Annotated in this window: 13 protein-coding genes; all 13 read right to left on the minus strand. The window is 61.7% G+C overall.

Annotation, left to right across the window (positions count from 1 at the left end):
• Window positions 1-8 precede the first annotated feature (8 nt).
• Window positions 9-1520 carry a helix-turn-helix domain-containing protein gene (locus ABHR63_RS02685; protein ID WP_346965328.1) on the minus strand — a complete coding sequence of 504 codons (1512 nt, stop codon included), beginning with the start codon at window positions 1518-1520 and terminating at the stop codon, window positions 9-11.
• Window positions 1520-4300 carry an FtsK/SpoIIIE family DNA translocase gene (locus ABHR63_RS02690; RefSeq protein WP_346965329.1) on the minus strand — a complete coding sequence of 927 codons (2781 nt, stop codon included), beginning with the start codon at window positions 4298-4300 and terminating at the stop codon, window positions 1520-1522. The genes ABHR63_RS02685 and ABHR63_RS02690 overlap by 1 nt, the downstream gene beginning before the upstream one ends.
• Window position 4301: 1 nt before the next feature.
• Window positions 4302-5972: a ribonuclease J gene (locus ABHR63_RS02695; RefSeq protein WP_022094702.1), complete on the minus strand. Its 1671-nt coding sequence runs from the start codon at window positions 5970-5972 to the stop codon at window positions 4302-4304.
• 648 nt (window positions 5973-6620) lie between these two features.
• Complete coding sequence (locus ABHR63_RS02700; protein WP_055309899.1) at window positions 6621-8867, minus strand: polyribonucleotide nucleotidyltransferase; 2247 nt, start codon at window positions 8865-8867, stop codon at window positions 6621-6623.
• 149 nt (window positions 8868-9016) lie between these two features.
• Window positions 9017-9295, minus strand: coding sequence for a 30S ribosomal protein S15 (gene rpsO / locus ABHR63_RS02705; RefSeq protein ID WP_035138510.1), 279 nt, complete (start codon window positions 9293-9295; stop codon window positions 9017-9019).
• A 138-nt stretch (window positions 9296-9433) separates the two neighbouring features.
• Window positions 9434-10183 (minus strand): DNA repair protein RecO, encoded by a 750-nt coding sequence (recO, locus tag ABHR63_RS02710; protein ID WP_138112644.1) that lies wholly within the window; start codon window positions 10181-10183, stop codon window positions 9434-9436.
• 15 nt (window positions 10184-10198) lie between these two features.
• Entirely contained in the window at window positions 10199-11266 is a 1068-nt protein-coding gene (era, locus tag ABHR63_RS02715; RefSeq protein WP_346964752.1) for a GTPase Era, read from the minus strand.
• Window positions 11267-11278: 12 nt separating this feature from the next.
• Window positions 11279-11656 carry a diacylglycerol kinase family protein gene (locus tag ABHR63_RS02720; protein WP_099431794.1) on the minus strand — a complete coding sequence of 126 codons (378 nt, stop codon included), beginning with the start codon at window positions 11654-11656 and terminating at the stop codon, window positions 11279-11281.
• 9 nt (window positions 11657-11665) lie between these two features.
• The gene (gene ybeY, locus ABHR63_RS02725; RefSeq protein WP_117654802.1) at window positions 11666-12175 is read right to left on the minus strand and encodes an rRNA maturation RNase YbeY; all 510 of its coding nucleotides are present in this window, start codon (window positions 12173-12175) and stop codon (window positions 11666-11668) included.
• A complete protein-coding gene (locus ABHR63_RS02730; protein WP_138112646.1) occupies window positions 12172-13158 on the minus strand; it encodes a PhoH family protein in 987 nt (328 codons plus the stop codon). The genes ybeY and ABHR63_RS02730 overlap by 4 nt, the downstream gene beginning before the upstream one ends.
• Window positions 13139-14431 carry a MiaB/RimO family radical SAM methylthiotransferase gene (locus ABHR63_RS02735; RefSeq protein ID WP_346964751.1) on the minus strand — a complete coding sequence of 431 codons (1293 nt, stop codon included), beginning with the start codon at window positions 14429-14431 and terminating at the stop codon, window positions 13139-13141. Before ABHR63_RS02735 ends, ABHR63_RS02730 begins: the two co-directional genes overlap by 20 nt.
• Before the next feature lie 9 nt (window positions 14432-14440).
• A complete protein-coding gene (gene dnaJ, locus ABHR63_RS02740) occupies window positions 14441-15589 on the minus strand; it encodes a molecular chaperone DnaJ (protein ID WP_346964750.1) in 1149 nt (382 codons plus the stop codon).
• An 81-nt stretch (window positions 15590-15670) separates the two neighbouring features.
• Window positions 15671-16774 (minus strand): DnaJ domain-containing protein, encoded by a 1104-nt coding sequence (locus tag ABHR63_RS02745; protein WP_346964749.1) that lies wholly within the window; start codon window positions 16772-16774, stop codon window positions 15671-15673.
• Window positions 16775-16796: the final 22 nt, after the last annotated feature.

Consider the following 16796-nt stretch of genomic DNA (forward strand, 5'->3'; position numbering starts at 1 on the left):
CGAGCGGCCTAGTAGCTATCGTACGAATTGTCGGTAGAATCGGTGGGTGTCTGACCGTCAGTTGCGGTATCGGCGCCATCCGTGGACTGGGCATCGGTACCGTCGGTGGTATCGGTACCATCGGTGGTGTCGGTACCATCAGAACTTTCACCATTCTCGGAATCAGTCGTCTCCTTCTTGGGAACGGTGATTGTCACACGTGCCACGCCCGAGGTCTTGGTATCGTAACGGACCTTTTCACCGTTCTTGGTAACGGTGACATCGGAAGGCTTGGATGTGGTGATCTCGATCGAGGACTCGGGCGTGTACTCCTGCTCAAAGGGGCCAGTCGCCTGGGCGCCATAGACCGACTTGCCGTCGACCTTGACCTCAATCCACGCGGTCTTTCCCTTGGCAACGGAGACCTTGACCTTCGTGACCTCATTCTCTTCCTTCTTGGCCGTCGTCTTGGTAGCGTCCGAATCAGTCGACGCATCCGTCGCCTCATCGGCGTCTTCGTCCTCGTCGACCGTTTCGGACTTCTTAGAAGACTTCTTGGTCGTCGTCTTGGTAGCAGTGGGCGTCTCGGGCGTGTTCTCGGGCGCCGAAGATGCGCAGCCGCGCAGAAGCACCACGATGAGCACGATCAGCAGCAGCGCCACGGCACCGATGCCGGCGTAGACGATACGCGGATCGAGCCCGTTGTTTTGAGGAGTACGGGATCCGCCACGTCCACGACCGGAACTGCTGCGGCCGCCTCCCTGAGGCATACGACCACGATTGCTATCGGAACGGCCGCGATAGCCGCCCTGGCCCTGAAGGCTGCGCTGACCCGAGCGGGGCGCAAGCTCACCGCGGCCTTGATAGCCACGCTGGCCCGAACGCGAAGCCGAAGAGCGCTGGCCATACGGCTGTGATTGAGAGCGAAGACGCGGCGTCACCTGCGTGGTATCGGCATCCGCATAGCCACCGCGAGAGCGTCCCATAGAGGCACCACGGTAACCGCGATCGGAATAGCCGCCGTCGCCGTAGCCGGCACGAGGGTCACGCGCCACGCCGCGGGCAGCGGGAAGTGCACGGTCCTCGGGCATCGGCGTACTGCGGAACCGGTCACGCTGTGAGCGAATCTCCTCGCCCGAACCCGTCTCGGTAATATAACCGGCCTGCTGAGGACGCTGTCCATAGCGGGTCGAACGACCGCCCTGAACCATCAGGAAGCGCCCGTTATCGACCGAGGAACGCGAATTGACGTAGCCGGCGGCGTCCTGAAAACGACCGCCCTGCTGCGACGTCTCGCGTTCGTATGCCATCAGGTCGTCAAAGTAGGCATTGACGACCTCGCGCGGATTGAGGCCCAAAAAGCGAGCATAGCTCGAAATCATGCCCTGCGCATAGCCGCGCGGCGGCATCGAGGCAAAGTTACCGGTCTCGAAAAACTCGATGATCTGCGGCCTGATTTTGATGGTGTTGGCGACCTGCTGAATGGAAAGGCCCATTCGGCGACGCTGCTCGAGCAGCATGTCACCAAAGCGTGCAGCCATCAGAATCCTCCAAACTCACGATCTTCACGTGCCATCTCGGCGTCGACAGATTCCAGCGCGGCAAGCCCCTCCTCGTCCAACAGGACCTCGCGCGGCTTGGAACCGTCGGGCGGGCCGACGACACCCTTTTCTTCCAGCATGTCCATAATACGCCCGGCACGCGCATAGCCAACCTTCAGACGACGTTGCAGGCCAGATGTGGAGCCAAGCTGCGATTCCACCACAATATGGGCGGCTTCCCAAATGAGCGGATCATCGTCTTGCGGCTCGGCTACTCCGGTGCGGACAATACCGCCGCCACCCGCCATGGACATGGAAGCGGGCGCCACGGCAGACAGAATCTCCTCGTGGTAGTCGGGCTCGCTCTGCGACTTGACGAACTCGACAATCTCGTTGATCTCATCATCCGAAACAAAGCATCCCTGAATACGGCGAGGCTTGCCCCAGTCGACCTTGGAGAACAGCATGTCGCCCAAACCGGTAAGCTTTTCGGCACCCATCTGGTCGATGATGACGCGCGAGTCGATACCCGTGGCGACGTTAAAGGCGATGCGGTTGGTGATGTTGGCCTTGATAAGGCCCGTCACCACGTTGGAGCTGGGGCGCTGCGTGGCCACGATAAGATGAATACCGGCGGCACGGCCCAGCTGGGCGATACGCACAATCGACGCCTCGACGTCCTTGCCGGCAACCATCATCAGGTCCGAGAGCTCGTCAATAATGATGACCAGGTAGGGCATCTTTTGCGGCGGGTTGTCGTAATGCTCAAACTCGCCGGCGGCCTGCTTTTCGTTGTAGGTCGAGATCTTACGCACGTTAAGGCGCTCGAAGACCTTCAGGCGACGCTCCATCTCGGACACGGCCCATTGCAGAGCGCTCGCGGCCTGCTTGGGTTCGGTAACGACCGGTACATAAAGATGCGGCAGGCCGTTATAGCCCGCAAGCTCGACGCGCTTGGGGTCGACCATGATCAAGCGAACGTCCTCGGGAAGCGCGCGCATGAGCAGGGTCGTGATGATGGAGTTGATCATCACCGACTTACCGGAACCAGTGGTACCGGCGATCAGCAGGTGGGGCATCTTGGCAAGGTCGGCGACGACCGGCGTGCCCTCGGCATCGCGCCCGATTGCGAGCTCGAGCGGACCGCCCTTCACATAGGGCAGCACGTCGCCCAGGTTGACGTTCTGGCGCTTGCGATTGGGGATCTCGATGCCCACGAGCGAGGTGCCGGGGATCGGGGCAAAGATACGCACCGACTGGGCAGCGAGCGAAAGCGCGATATCGTCCTCGAGGCTCGAGATCTTGCTCACGCGCTCGCCCTCGCCAGGTTGCAGCTTAAAGGTCGTCACCGTGGGGCCGGCGATCCAGCCGACCACGCGGGCACTGCGGCCAAACTCAAGCAACGTGGACTGAAGCGACTCGGCAGTCTGCTCCAGCTCCTTGTCCGAAGACGCGGCGGACGCCGACTGCGGGTTGGCGTGCAGGATCTCGAGCGGCGGAAGCTTGAGGCCGTCCTCTTCTTCGCCCTCGTTATCTGCGGCGCCGCCGTCCGCTCCCCCATCGCTAGGAGTAGGCGCCTCGGCAGCGCCCGCGACAGCCGTATCGGCAACCTTGGGATGCTTCAAGAAGTCGGGAATCTGAGGTGTTGCCGAGACAGGACTCACGGCAAACGGCGGCTCGGACTCGTCGATCTTATCGGGGTCGTCTTCCATCGAAAGCTGGCCGGTTACCTGTTCGCGCTTAGCATGGCGACGCGGCAGCAAAGTTGTCTTTGCGGTCTCAATCGGAGCCTCGTCGTCCTCGTCATCGCCCTCGGTAAGCTCAATCTCGCTATCGGACCAAGACGGGTCGGGCTCGCTTGTATTCAACTTGGGCGTGGCCTTGCCCTTCTTGACATGACGGCGCGGCAGCAGCGTCGTCTTAGCGCGCTCGGCCTCCACGGCATCGGATACGTCGACAAACGGATCCTCGTCCTCGTCGTCATCGTCCAAAACCGGGTCCACATCGTTGCCCATGACCGTGGTCACGGCAGCATCGGAGCCCTTTTGACGAAGAATGCTCAGGTGCGGACGGGCAACGCCGGGCACCGACAGGGCTTCGTCGTCACCCCACGGGCTCGCGTTAACATCGGCACGACGGCGCTCGGCAAAATCGGCCGCGCGGTCGCGAGCAGAGCGCAGCACGCCACCCACCGAAAAGCCGATGATGACAAAACCAACGACGGCCAGACCCAACAGGACCACCATCGCGATAGGCTTACCCAGGGCATTCTGCAGCGCACTCGCAATAAACGCACCGATGTAGCCACCCGAGGCGGACAGATTTTGCGGCGTGAACATAAGGTCACACGAGTCGCTCGTACCCGGCACCATCAGCGAAAGAATGGAGACAACGGTGATAAAGACCACGGCTCCGCCCGCGACCGAGCGCACGTTGAGCGGCGAGTCCTCGCCTAAAAAGAGCGTGGCGGCAAACAGCAAAATGACGATCGGCAGCACGTAGGCGCCCAGACCAAAGCCCAAGTGGTAGAAACCGGCAACCGCAGCCGTAACGGGCGCAGTCGCCGGCGAAATCACGGCAATAAAGGACGCAATCGCCAAAACGGCAATGACCACGCCGGCGATATCGCGGTTGGCCGAGGGCTCGACCAAGGGCTCGAAATCATCGAACTCGGACTCGTGGCCCTTATTGGCACGCAGATGGGAACCGGCACCCTTAGCAGATGCCGGTTGGTTATTGGCCTTATTGCCTTTGGCGTTTTGTGCAGATCCGCGCGCCAAACTAAACCTCCATGACGACCGGGATGATCATCGGACGGGTGCGAGTACGGCTCCAGATAAAGTTAGAGAGCGAATCGCGCACGGCCTTGCGAATGGCATCGGAACCGCTGCTCGTAAAGCTGAACTTGCCCTTCTCGATCGTCTTCATAATGGACGCGGAGGCATCCTCGGAGAACTGGTCGTCGATGGCAAACGAGACGCCGCGGCCCGAGAACTCGATGGCCTCGATCTTCTTGTGCTTGAGCGAGACGATGGCAACAGCGGTAACCATACCGTCGTTGGCGAGCTTCTGACGATCACGCAGGACGATGGGGTCGGTATCGCCGATGCGCAGGCCGTCGACGTAAACGACGCCGGACTCGACGGGCGTACCGCGCTTAACGATACCGCCGCGCATCTCGAGCGTGTCGCCGTTGTCGAGGATAAAGATATGATCGTCCTTGAGACCCATCTTGCGGGCCAGCTGGGCATGGGCGCGCAGATGCACGGCTTCACCGTGAACCGGCATAAAGTACGTGGGCTTGGCCATGGCCATCAGGAGCTTGAGCTCCTCCTGGCTACCGTGACCGGAAACGTGAACGAGGGCGCGGTTCTTATCCCACACGTCGCAGCCGAGCTTGGCCAGGCTGTTGACGACCTGCTGGACGGCTTTCTCATTGCCGGGAACAGGAGTTGCCGAGAGGATAACGGTATCGCCCTCGTGGATGGAGAGCGTCTTGTGCTCGCCATTGGCCATGCGGGACAGGGCCGACAGCGGCTCGCCCTGCGAACCGGTGCACATGACAACAATCTTGTCGTCAGGCAGGTTATCAATGTCAAAGGCATCGATGATATCGGCGTCGTCGATGTTGAGGTAGCCAAGCTCGCGCGCCACGCGGGTGTTAGTGAGCATGGAGCGACCGGTCACAACGACCTTACGGCCGCACTTGCGGGCGGCATCGCAGATCTGCTGCAAACGATGGATGTGGCTCGAGAACGACGCAACGAACACGCGACCCGGCGCGTTCTTGATGGCGTGCAGCAGGTTGGGACCAACCTCGGCCTCGGACTTGGTAAAGCCGGGAACCGTGGCGTTGGTGGAGTCGGAAAGCAGCAGGTCGATACCCTGCTTGGCAAAGCGGCTGATAGCGGCATAGTCGGGCGTGACGCCGTCGATGGGCGTCTGGTCGAGCTTAAAGTCGCCGGTGTGCATAACGGTACCCTGGTTGGTGCGGATGAACACGCCCAGAGCGCCGGGAATGGAGTGCGTCATCGAGAAGAAGTCGAGCGAGATGCCGCCGAGGTTGACATGGCTGCCGCCCTTGACCTCGCGGAACTTGGGTGCGCGGATGCGGAACTCAGAAAGCTTGCCCTCGATAAAGCCAAGCGTCAGCTTGCTCGAAAAGATGGGCACCTTATTGTTGAGGTCCTGCAGCAGGTACGGAAGCGAACCGGTGTGGTCCTCGTGGCCGTGGGTGACGACGATACCGCGGAGCTTCTCCTCGTTTTCAAGAACGTAGGTGTAGTCAGGAAGCACCAGGTCGATACCGGGCTGGGAGTCGTCGGGGAACATGAGGCCAGCGTCGACGAGCACCATGTCGTCGCCGCACTCGAAGACCGTCATGTTCTTGCCGATGCCGTCAAGGCCGCCGAGCGGAATGATCTTCAAGGGAGATGATTTTTTAGCTGCCATAGGTTAGTGTGGTTTCCTTTCTTCGAAACGGGTCTGGAACAACCGGCGGGGCGCTTCTGGCAAACCGACCGCCGGGAACGTACAAACATGCATCACAGAGTCGATGCAATAACCAAAACATGATACCCATTTGCACGAGCACAGACCACCCATGCATCAAAGCCCCATCTGAACCTGTGTATCCCGCCGGTCAGGGCTCAGCGGCCCCGGCACGGGCTAAGTTTCCTGCTCTACAGTCCTGCTCACGACGGAGGCCACATTAAGTGGCCTCCTGTTCGTGCGGAACTCGCGATAAACTTAGCCCGTGCCGGGGCCGCTGAGCCCTGACCTGCCAATATGAGATAGGTTTATTTTGGTAGGTTTTATCAGGGGAAATACTGCTGTGTCTATCTACAGATCCGAAATCTGACTACTGAATAGACTGTCTAACTCAATAGCGAGCGGCACTAACCAGCCCTTTTGCTTGCGCCCGGGAGGGCCGCATATGAAGTTTATCGCGAGTTCCGCACGCAAAGGAAAGCACTTAATGTGCTTTCCGTCTTGCGCAGGACTGTAGAGCAGGAAACTTCATATGCGGCCCTCCCGGGCGCAAGCAAAAGGGCGACCCCATTGCGGAGTCGCCCTTGTTGAACTGCTTATGTGTAGCTGTTACTCGGCGTCGTGGTGACGGCGGGGCTTGCGGCCTCCGTTGTCGCCGGGACGGCGCGGACGGTCGCTGCGCTCGGAGCGCTCGCGACGCGGACGCTCACGGCGCTGGAAGTGCTCGCCGTCGCCCTCTGAGGCACCCTCGGCGCGAGCCGGGGCCTCGGGCTTATCCAGACGATCGAGCGAAATCTTGCCGCGGTCATCGACTTCGATGACGACGACCTTGACCTCGTCGCCCACATTGAGGACGTCCTCGACCTTCTCCACGCGGCCCTTGGCGACGCGGGAGATGTGCAGCAGGCCGTCCTTACCGGGCAGCAGGTTGACGAAGGCGCCGAAGGGCTGGATGGAGACCACGCGACCGGTGTACTCCTCGCCCGGCTCGGGAACCTTGATGATGAGCTTGATACGCTCGACGGCCTGGTCGACGGACTCGCCGGTGCCGCCGACAAAGACGGTGCCGTCCTCCTGGATGTCGACCGAGGCGCCGGTCTCGTCCTGGATACCGCGGATGACCTTACCGCCGGAACCGATGACGTCGCGGATCTTGTCGGTCGGAACCTGGATGGAAACGATGCGCGGAGCGGTGCTGCGCGTGGTGTGGCGCGGCTCGGGGATCACATCGAGCATCTTCTGCAGGATGAAGGCGCGACCCTCCTTGGCCTGCTGCAGAGCGCGGGCCAGGATGTCGAAGGTGAGGCCGGTGGCCTTGTTGTCCATCTGCAGGGCGGTGATGCCCTCGGTGGTGCCGGTGACCTTAAAGTCCATGTCGCCCAGGAAGTCCTCGAGACCCTGGATGTCGGACAGCACCACGGTCTTGCCCTCCTCCTGGATCAGGCCCATGGCGATACCGGAGACCGGGCGCTTAATGGGCACGCCGCCGTCCATAAGGGCGAGCGTGGAGCCGCAGGTCGAAGCCATCGAAGAGGAGCCGTTGGACTCCATGACCTCGGAGACGACGCGGATGGCGTAGGGGAACTCGTTCTCGTCGGGAAGCACCGGAAGCAGAGCGCGCTCGGCCAGATTGCCATGGCCGATCTCGCGGCGCTTGGGGCTGCCCATGCGGCCGGTCTCGCCGGTGCAGAAAGGCGGGAAGTTGTAGTGGTGCATGTAGCGCTTGCCCTCGGTGGGCTCGATGGTATCCAGACGCTGGCCCTCGTTGAGCATGCCGAGCGAAAGAACCGAGAGCACCTGGGTCTGGCCACGCTGGAACAAACCGGAGCCGTGAACGAGCGGCAGGTAGTTGTCCTTCACCATGATGGGACGGATCTCGTCGGCGGCACGACCGTCGACGCGCTCACCGGTCTCGACGACCATGGTGCGCATGGCCTTCTTCTCGAGCTTCTTGAGCGCCACGGGGATCTCGCGCTCCCAAGCGGCCTGCTCCTCCTCGGTGAACTCGGCACGGATGGACTCCTTCAGAGCCTCAACCTTGCCGATACGGGAGAGCTTGTCGGCGTCACGAAGGGCGGCTGCCATCTCGTCGTAGTGGGCGAAGATGCGCTCCTGGACCTCCTCGACGGGCTGGTCGAGCGGGTACTCCTTCTTGACGATGGGGCCGTTGACCTGCTCCCACTCGGCGACGAACTCGTCCTGAGCCTGGCAGAAAGCGGCAAGGGCCTCCTGGCCAAACTTCATGGCGGCGAGCATGTCGTCCTCGGAGATCTCCTCGGCGCCGGCCTCGACCATCGAGATGAAGTCGGCGGATCCGCCCAGCTCCAGGTCCAGATCGGAGTTCTCGCGCTCCTCGTAGGTGGGGTTGACGATAAACTCGCCGGTCTCCACGTTGCGGCCGATGCGCACGCAGGCAAGCGGGCCCTCGAAGGGCACGCCGCCGAGCGTCATGGCCAGGGAAGCACCCATGACGTTGATGACGTCAAAGGGGTTGACTTGGTCGGCGACAAGCGAGGTGGCGACGATGTGCACCTCGTTGCGGAAACCGTCCGGGAAGCTCGGGCGAATCGGACGGTCGATCATGCGCGCGGTGAGCGTGGCCTTCTCGCTGGGACGGCCCTCACGCTTGAGGTAGCCACCCGGGATGCGCCCTGCGGCGTACATCTTCTCGTTGAAGTCGACGGTCAGCGGGAAGAAGTCGTAGTTCTTGCGCTCCTTGGAGACGACCACGGTGTCGAGCATCGTGGTGTCGCCCTGCTTGACCAGGCAGGCGCCGGTGGCCTGCTTGGCAAGCTCGCCCGACTCGAAGGTGTAGGTCTTGCCGTACAGCTCAAAGGTCTTGGATACGAGTGTCATTGTTCTCCTTTACCCCACAGGCCCCTTGCCTGCGGGCTTCTCATGTGACGCGGGCCCCCTGCCCCCGCCACGCTTCAGAGCGTGATTGTTCGCGCCCTTACACAAAAAGAGCGCCCCGCTGCGCAGGACGCTCTTAGCATGTACAAATCCTACTGGATGTTGTCGCGGATGCCCAGAGCCTTGATGAGCTCACGGTACTCGACGATGTCGTTCTTCTTGATGTAGGAAAGAAGACGACGACGACGACCGACGAGCATGAGCAGGCCACGACGGGTGTGGAAGTCCTTCTGGTGGGACTTCATGTGCTCGGTCAGCTCCTTGATGCGCTCGGACAGGATGGCGACCTGAACCTTGGGGTTGCCGGTGTCGACCGGGGTGTTACCGAACTGGGCAGTCAGCTCCGCCTTGCGCTCTTTGGAAACAGTCATTGTTTCACCTTTCGTTTTGCGTCGCCCACGGGCGACTCGATTCGCCTCGGACTGGGAAGCCGCCGGTGGAGCGAACAACCAAGGTCGAGGTACCAACAGGTCGGTATGTTACCACAAGCAGCCCGCGCCTGCGCATCATCACCGACCCAACATGAATTCCATCGCGCGGAGGCGCTGATCGGTGTGCGTCGCAGCCCAAACATGCGAAAGCCCGAGCAGGAATGCCGCCGTATGCGGGTCGATTCGCTCGGCCATGAGCGCATCGAAGGTCATGGACATGAGGGCGCGCAGCCATGCGGTCTCACCGGTCGACACCAGTTCGGCACCTGGAACGCTCGACGCGCACGACCCGCACATGAGACCGCCCGCCTGGGCTGAAAAATACGACAGCATGGGGTCTCCGCACAGCACACAGGCCGAAAAATCGGGTCGATAGCCAACGTGCGACAGCAGCTTAAAGACATATGCCGCCACAAGTAGGTCCATATGCGCCGTGTCAAGCCCGCTGCCCACCAGGGCAAGCGCTCGCTGCGTGATGGCAAAGGTAAACGGGTCCTCGGCGTCCTCGAACGAGCACACGCGCGCAACCTCGGCGATCGCGCTTGCGGCGCAGGTCGTCTCGTAATCGGGCGCAGCGCCGAGCGGCGCCTCCATAAGCTCGGCCTGGGAAACCACGTCGAGTGACCGTCCATGTGCGAGCAGCATATCGACCGTACAGAACAGCTCGCAGCGCGCAGCCAGGCGTCCGCCGGGTTTGCGGGCGCCCTTTGCCACGGCACGAACCTGCCGCCCCCGCTCGTCAAGCATCGTCAAGATCAGGTCGGTCTCTTTGAGCTTAGTCTTATCGAGCACGACCACTTTCGTGCGATATGTCCGGGAGCCTGCCATGCGCGCCGCGCGTCCTTAGTCCTCGGCGTTATAGCCAAAGCGGCGAATCTGGGCCTCGTCGTCACGCCAGCCGGCCTTGACCTTCACGTCCAGCTCCAAAAAGACCTGCGTGCCAAAGATGCGCTCAAGATCGCGACGGGCGTCGATACCGATATGCTTGATCATCTCGCCGCCCTTGCCGATGATGATGCCCTTTTGGCCCTCGCGCTCGACGTAAATGGTGGCGTGCACGCGCAGCACCTTCTTGGTCTGCTCAAGCGCATCGCAGATCACGCCAACGGAGTGCGGAATCTCATCACGGGTGCGGCGCAAGACCTTCTCGCGCACAAACTCGGCAACGAGCGTCTCATCGGAAGCGTCGGTACCCATGTCCTCGGGGAACCAACGCGGACCCTCGGGCAAAAAGTGCGCAACGGTCTCGATAAAGGCATCGACGTTGAAGTTCTTGACCGACGACGTCACGATCTCATCGTCATATTCCATGAGCTCGTGGGCAGCCTTAAGCTGCTCCATGACCTGTGCGGGGTCGGCCTCATCGGCCTTAGTGAGCACCAGAACCTTCTTGGAACGGGCGCATCTGACGCGCTCGGCAACCCAAGCGTCTCCCCTGCCGATAGGTTTGGTGGCATCAATCAAAAACGCGACGACGTCAACATCGTTCAGCTCGAACAACGCACTCTTGTTGAGCTCGGAACCCAGACCGTCCTTGGGCTTGTGGATACCCGGGGTATCGACAAAGACCAGCTGGTAGCCGGGACGGCTAACGACGGCGCGCATGCGGCGGCGGGTCGTCTGGGCCACCGGCGAGGTGATGGCGACCTTTTTGCCATAGCAGGCATTAAGCAGCGTGGACTTGCCAGCGTTGGGACGACCGACCAGGGCCACAAAGCCGCTGCGGAAACCGGGCTCCACGTCGCCAAAGCCCGCGAGGTTGTCGTCCTCGTCGCACAGGGCGTCGAGTTCCTCGTCGCTCATACCCTCAAACGGGTCGAACTCCTCGACATCCTCGAGCTCCTCGGTATCCACCGCGTCCAGGGACTCGTCGTCCAAAATCTCATCGGTAGGCTGCATATTGTCGGACATGGGAATCCCTTTCTAAATAAAGCCGAGCGCGTGGGCAAATACCAGCAAGCCCACAATCGCGGCGGTGATGGAAAGAACGTATACGGAGGCGGCGGCGATGTCCTTCGCACGCTTGGCCAGCGGATGGAGCTCCTGGGTCGCCAGGTCGACGATGGCCTCCATGGCGGTATTGCAAAGCTCGCCGTGGATCACCAGGCCGCAACAGATGATAATCGTGGCCCACTCGGCAATGTCGAGCCCCACGATGCAGCCTGCAATGACGGTGCACACGCCCGCCACGAGCATGACCTTAATGTTGCGCTCGGTCTTGACGGCGGTGACGAAGCCCTCCATAGCGTAAGAAAACGACTTTAAGAAGGACGGATGGTCCTTGTTCGATCCGGGAATCATAGACGGCTCCTAGTCGTGGGCGTGGTTGGTGATGGGGCCGACGTGGACTAGCTTGGGGTCCTCGCCGCGCTCGAGCGCCAAATCGCGCAGGATGGCGTCCTCGCGGGCCTCCATGACCTCGGCCTCGTCGTCCTCGATGTGGTCATAGCCCAGCAGGTGCAGCATGCCGTGAACGAGCATCAGACGGCACTCGTCAGCGGGGCTATTGCCAAAACCGGGGGCCTGACGGGCAATAACCTGCGGGGCCAAGATAATATCGCCGAGCTCGAGCGTCTCATCGGCGGGAATGTCATCGTCAAAGGCCGAATCGCACTCAAACGAGAGTACATCGGTGGTGCGATCGATACCGCGCCACTCGTGGTTGAGCTCGTGCATCTCGTCCTCGTCGACATACGAAAGGGAAATCTCGACTTCACGCTCAACGCCCTCGGCGGCAAGCACGACCTCGCAGATGTGCTCCACCTCCTGCGCATCGAGCAGCGTATCGAGCTCGGCATCGTTGCTGATCAATACACTCAACGGGACTCCTTTCGGTCGCGCGGGCGCTGCTCGCGCACGTCATCATAAGTGTCGTATGCCTCGACGATACGTCCCACCAAGGCATGGCGCACCACGTCGGCGCGCTCGAGGTGCGAAAATGCGACATCGTCGACACGGCCCAAAATCTGCTCAACGTCGGCAAGACCGCCACGACGACCCACCAGGTCGCGCTGGCTCAGGTCGCCGGTAATCACAAACTTGGAGTTAAAGCCCAAGCGCGTCAGGAACATCTTCATCTGCTCAGGCGTGGTATTTTGCGCCTCGTCGAGCACCACGAAGGCATCGCTCAGCGTGCGGCCGCGCATGTAGGCAAGCGGGGCGATCTCGATCACGCCACGCTCCATAAGCTCATCGGTGCGCTCGCGATCCATCATGTCAAAAAGGGCGTCGTAGAGCGGACGCATGTAGGGATCGATCTTTTCCTCGAGGGTGCCGGGCAAAAAGCCCAAGTTCTCCCCCGCCTCGACAACCGGACGCGTCAAGATCAGCCGGCCCACCTCGTGGCGCTTGAGCGCGGCAACGGCGAGCGCCATGGCCAGATAGGTCTTACCGGTGCCGGCAGGACCCAGGCCAAACGTGATGGTATGCGTGCGGATGGCATCCACATAGCGCTTTTGGCCCAGCGTCTTGGGGCGAATGGCACGGCCGCGATACGAAAGCAGCACGTCATCGCGAAGCGACGTAGCCTCGTGCTCACCGTCGCGCAAGACGGCCAGGCAGCGAGAGACATCGTCGGCAGACAGTGTGCGCCCGGCGGCCGCCTCGCGAAAAGCATGCTCGAAAAAGCGCGCCACGAGCTCAACCTCATCCGGGTCACCGCCCACGGCGATGCTGTCACCACGGGCAACCACGTGGGCGCGAACCAGGCCCTCGAGCGTGCGCAGAACGCCGTCACCAGCGCCCAGCACACGAGAGGGGTCAATTCCCTCGGGAACGGTAAGTCTAATCTTCGAGGCTTCCATGAACCTCCCTGCGTGCATGGACCAAGCCGGAATCATCGACTCCGATGATAGCAACATCGAGCAGGCACGGGGCCGTGAGTCCACGGGTATCGTCAAGGCGGGCATGATGGAAGGAGCCGAGCGTCAGGTTGTCGCCATACTCGAGCACGGCACGCTCGACGGAGCCCACGCGGCGACGGGCGTCGGCAACGGCGAGCTCCTGGGCCGCCGCGCGCATGCGACGGCTGCGCTCAGCCATGACCTCGGGCGCCACCTGGTCGGGCATATCGGCCGCCAAGGTGCCGGGGCGCTTGCTGTAGCGGAACACGTGCATACGCGAGAAGCCCACGCGACGGCAGAGCGCCAGCGACTCCTCAAACTCCTCGTCCGTCTCGCCGGGAAAACCGACGATGACATCGCACGAAAGCGAAGCCTGCGGCAAAATCTCGCGAATCATACGCACCGTGCCCTCGAAGGACTCAGCGCTATAGGGACGGCCCATACGATGCAGGGTCGCCGTGCAACCGGACTGCACGGGCAGGTGCAAAAACGGGGCGATACGCTGCGGATAGCGAGCCATGACCTTCAGCAGGCGCTCGGAGATATCCATGGGTTCCACCGAAGAAATGCGCACATGGGGAATCGAGGTGCGCTCCATGATGGTCTCGAGCAGCTCGTCGATCTCCACGTGTTCGTCGGTCGCGCTCTTGCCGTCGTAGGCACCGAGGTTCACGCCCGTCAGCACGACCTCGGGCACGCCGGCCTCCTGGGCCTCGAGCACCTGCTCGAGCACAGACTCGACAGGCACGGAGCGCTCGGGGCCGCGCGCCTTCCACACGATGCAGTAGGTGCAGCGGTGATTGCAGCCGTCTTGGATCTTTACGCCCAAGCGGGAGCGCCCAAGCGCATCGACCACATCGCTATCGCTGCAAGCGGCGACGCTGTCGGATTCAACGCCTAGCACTTCGCAAACGCGGTCGGCAACATCGATCTTGGACGGCTCGGCAATCACGCGGTCCGAAAGCTCCAGCAGCTCCTCGGGATGCAAATTGACAACGCATCCGGTCACGATCACATAGGGTTCGTTTGGATAAGCCAGCGCATGGCGAACGGCCTTACGGGTCTTGGCCTCGGCCTCGCCCGTAACGGCACAGGTGTTAATGACGATCAGCTCAGCATCCTGAGGCTCCACCATCGCAAAGCCCAGGCGCATGAGATCGGCAGTGATACGGTCGGACTCAACCCGGTTGACGCGGCAGCCGAGGTTGACGACAGAGATATGAGGTGCGAGCACGCGGGCTCCTTAATCGAGGATGTCGTCGAGAGCGCTCTTGATGCGATCGGTCACGGATTTCTTACCGGATGCGACGTCATCGCCCATCTCGTCGGCAAAGGCGCGAAGCAGCTCGCGCTGCTTGTTGGAAAGGTTCGTGGGGACGACCACGCGCATCTGCACGATCAGACGACCGCGCGAACCGCCACCGCCGATACGCGGCATGCCGTAATTGTTGACGCTCACGGTGTCACCGTACTGTGTGCCGGCGGGAACCGTCACCTTGACGACCTCGTCAGGCATAATGCCCTCGACCTCGATCTCGCAACCGAGCGCGGCCTGCGCAATCGAGATATCGCTCACCAAGTACAGGTCATCGCCATTACGCTTAAAACGCTCGTGGTCGGCGACACGCACGTTGACGATCAGGTCGCCCGAGGGCTCACCGCGAAGGCCGGCCTCGCCAAAGCCACTCACGCGCAGCTGGCGACCGGTCGAAACACCGGCGGGAATATCGATGTCGATCTTTTCGTGCGAAGGCGTACGACCCTGACCGTCGCAGGTCTCGCAGGGATGATCGATGACCGTGCCCTCGCCGTGGCAGTCGGGACAGGGCGAAGAAGACTGGACCTGGCCTAGGAACGAACGCTGGACCGTCGTGACATAGCCCGTGCCGTGGCAGCGGCTGCACTGCTTTTCCTGTGCGCCCTCGGCCCTACCAGTGCCGTTGCAATCCTCGCAGGGGGCAAGGCGGTCATAGCTGATCGTCTTTTTGCAACCGAGTGCCGCCTCCTCAAGGGTCACCGAAAGGGAGATGGCCATATCGCGGCCGCGACGACGCTCACGGCGATTTCGGGCGCCACCGCCGGCACCGCCGCCAAAGAACGACGAGAACAGGTCGTCCATGCCCATGCCGCCAAAGATATCGTTGATGTCGACATAGCCAGAGCCACCGGGGCCGTCCGCGGTGCCGTAACGGTCGTAGTTAGCACGCTTCTGCTCGTCGGAAAGAACGGAATAGGCCTCGTTGAGCTCTTTGAACTTGGCCTCGGCCTCGGGGTCGTCCGAAACGTCCGGGTGTACGGTACGGGCCTTCTTTAGAAACGCGCGCTTAATCGTCCGCGCGTCGGCATCCTTGTCGACGCCAAGCACCTCGTAGTAATCCCTATTTTCCGACACGACCGAATCCTTCCGACTTTCATTATTGTCACAGTGCGTCCTATACCCAAGCTGGGCCGGCCGCAAACAGAGGGTTTGATGTTATTGCATTCCGTAAGGCGAAAGCATGGCACGCTGCGAGCAGCTCGCAAACCAAACCGACACGAGCGCAAACATAAATCCGTTGGCAAAACCGTTGACAAACTGCATCGCGCCGCGCTTCCACCACAGCAGGCTGCGATGCAGCACGCCATCCGAGAGCACCATAAACAGGCCCATGGCAAACGGAATAAAGCACATCACGGCAAAGGCCGAGAACACGCCCGAGATGGCCGATAGCACCAAAAACGGCGCCACGATGCCCATCAGGTAAAAACCGGCACGGGCCTTGCCTTCCAGACGCTCGGCCTCGACATGGGCGCGGCCGACCAGATCGCCGCCCGAGGCACCGTTGGTGCCGGCGTGACCCATGCCACCAATACGGACATCATCGCCATCGTGCGTACCGGCAGGAAACTCAATCGTCTGCTCGGAGGTCACACGGACACGGCCGCTGCCGCCGCAATCGGGGCAGGGATCGGCGACGACCTTACCGGAACCGCCGCACTCGGGGCAGACCGACTGAAACGTGCCGGCGCCAAACAGGAAAGACAGGTCGACGTCGATGTGGCCGCGACCACCGCAGCTCGGACAAGTATGTGCATGCTCGGACGAAACAGAACCCGAACCTCCGCAGTGACCACAGGTATCGAAGCGCGTATAGCGGACGGTCTTGCGGGCACCGCCCTTGGCCTCCTTGGCGTCGAGCTTGATATCGACGACCACGTTGGCGCCGTTCTCGGGATTGTAGGCAGCCTGCCCGCGACGCGGCTGGCCCCAGGCGCCACCAAAGGGAAAGCCGCCCTCAAAGGGATTGCCATAGCCCGCGCTACCGGCGTAGCCGCCGCCATAGGGAGAAGCCGTAGGAGCGCCGGCGAAGGGATTGCCCGAGCGCATGGCGTCGTAGCGCGCACGCTTCTGCTCGTCCGAAAGCACGGCATAGGCCTCGGAAACCTCTTTGAACTTTTCCTCGGCATCCGGTTCTTTGTTGACGTCCGGATGGAGCTTGCGGGCCTTTTGCTGGAAGGCCTTCTGTATATCACGCGAGGTGGCGTCCTTGGAGACACCCAAAATCTCGTAGTAATCTTTTTCGTTCATCGTCGCCATGCGCGGCAACCTCCTGCTCACA

This window comes from Collinsella aerofaciens, assembly GCF_039752775.1.
GTDB classification, from domain to species: domain Bacteria; phylum Actinomycetota; class Coriobacteriia; order Coriobacteriales; family Coriobacteriaceae; genus Collinsella; species Collinsella aerofaciens_R.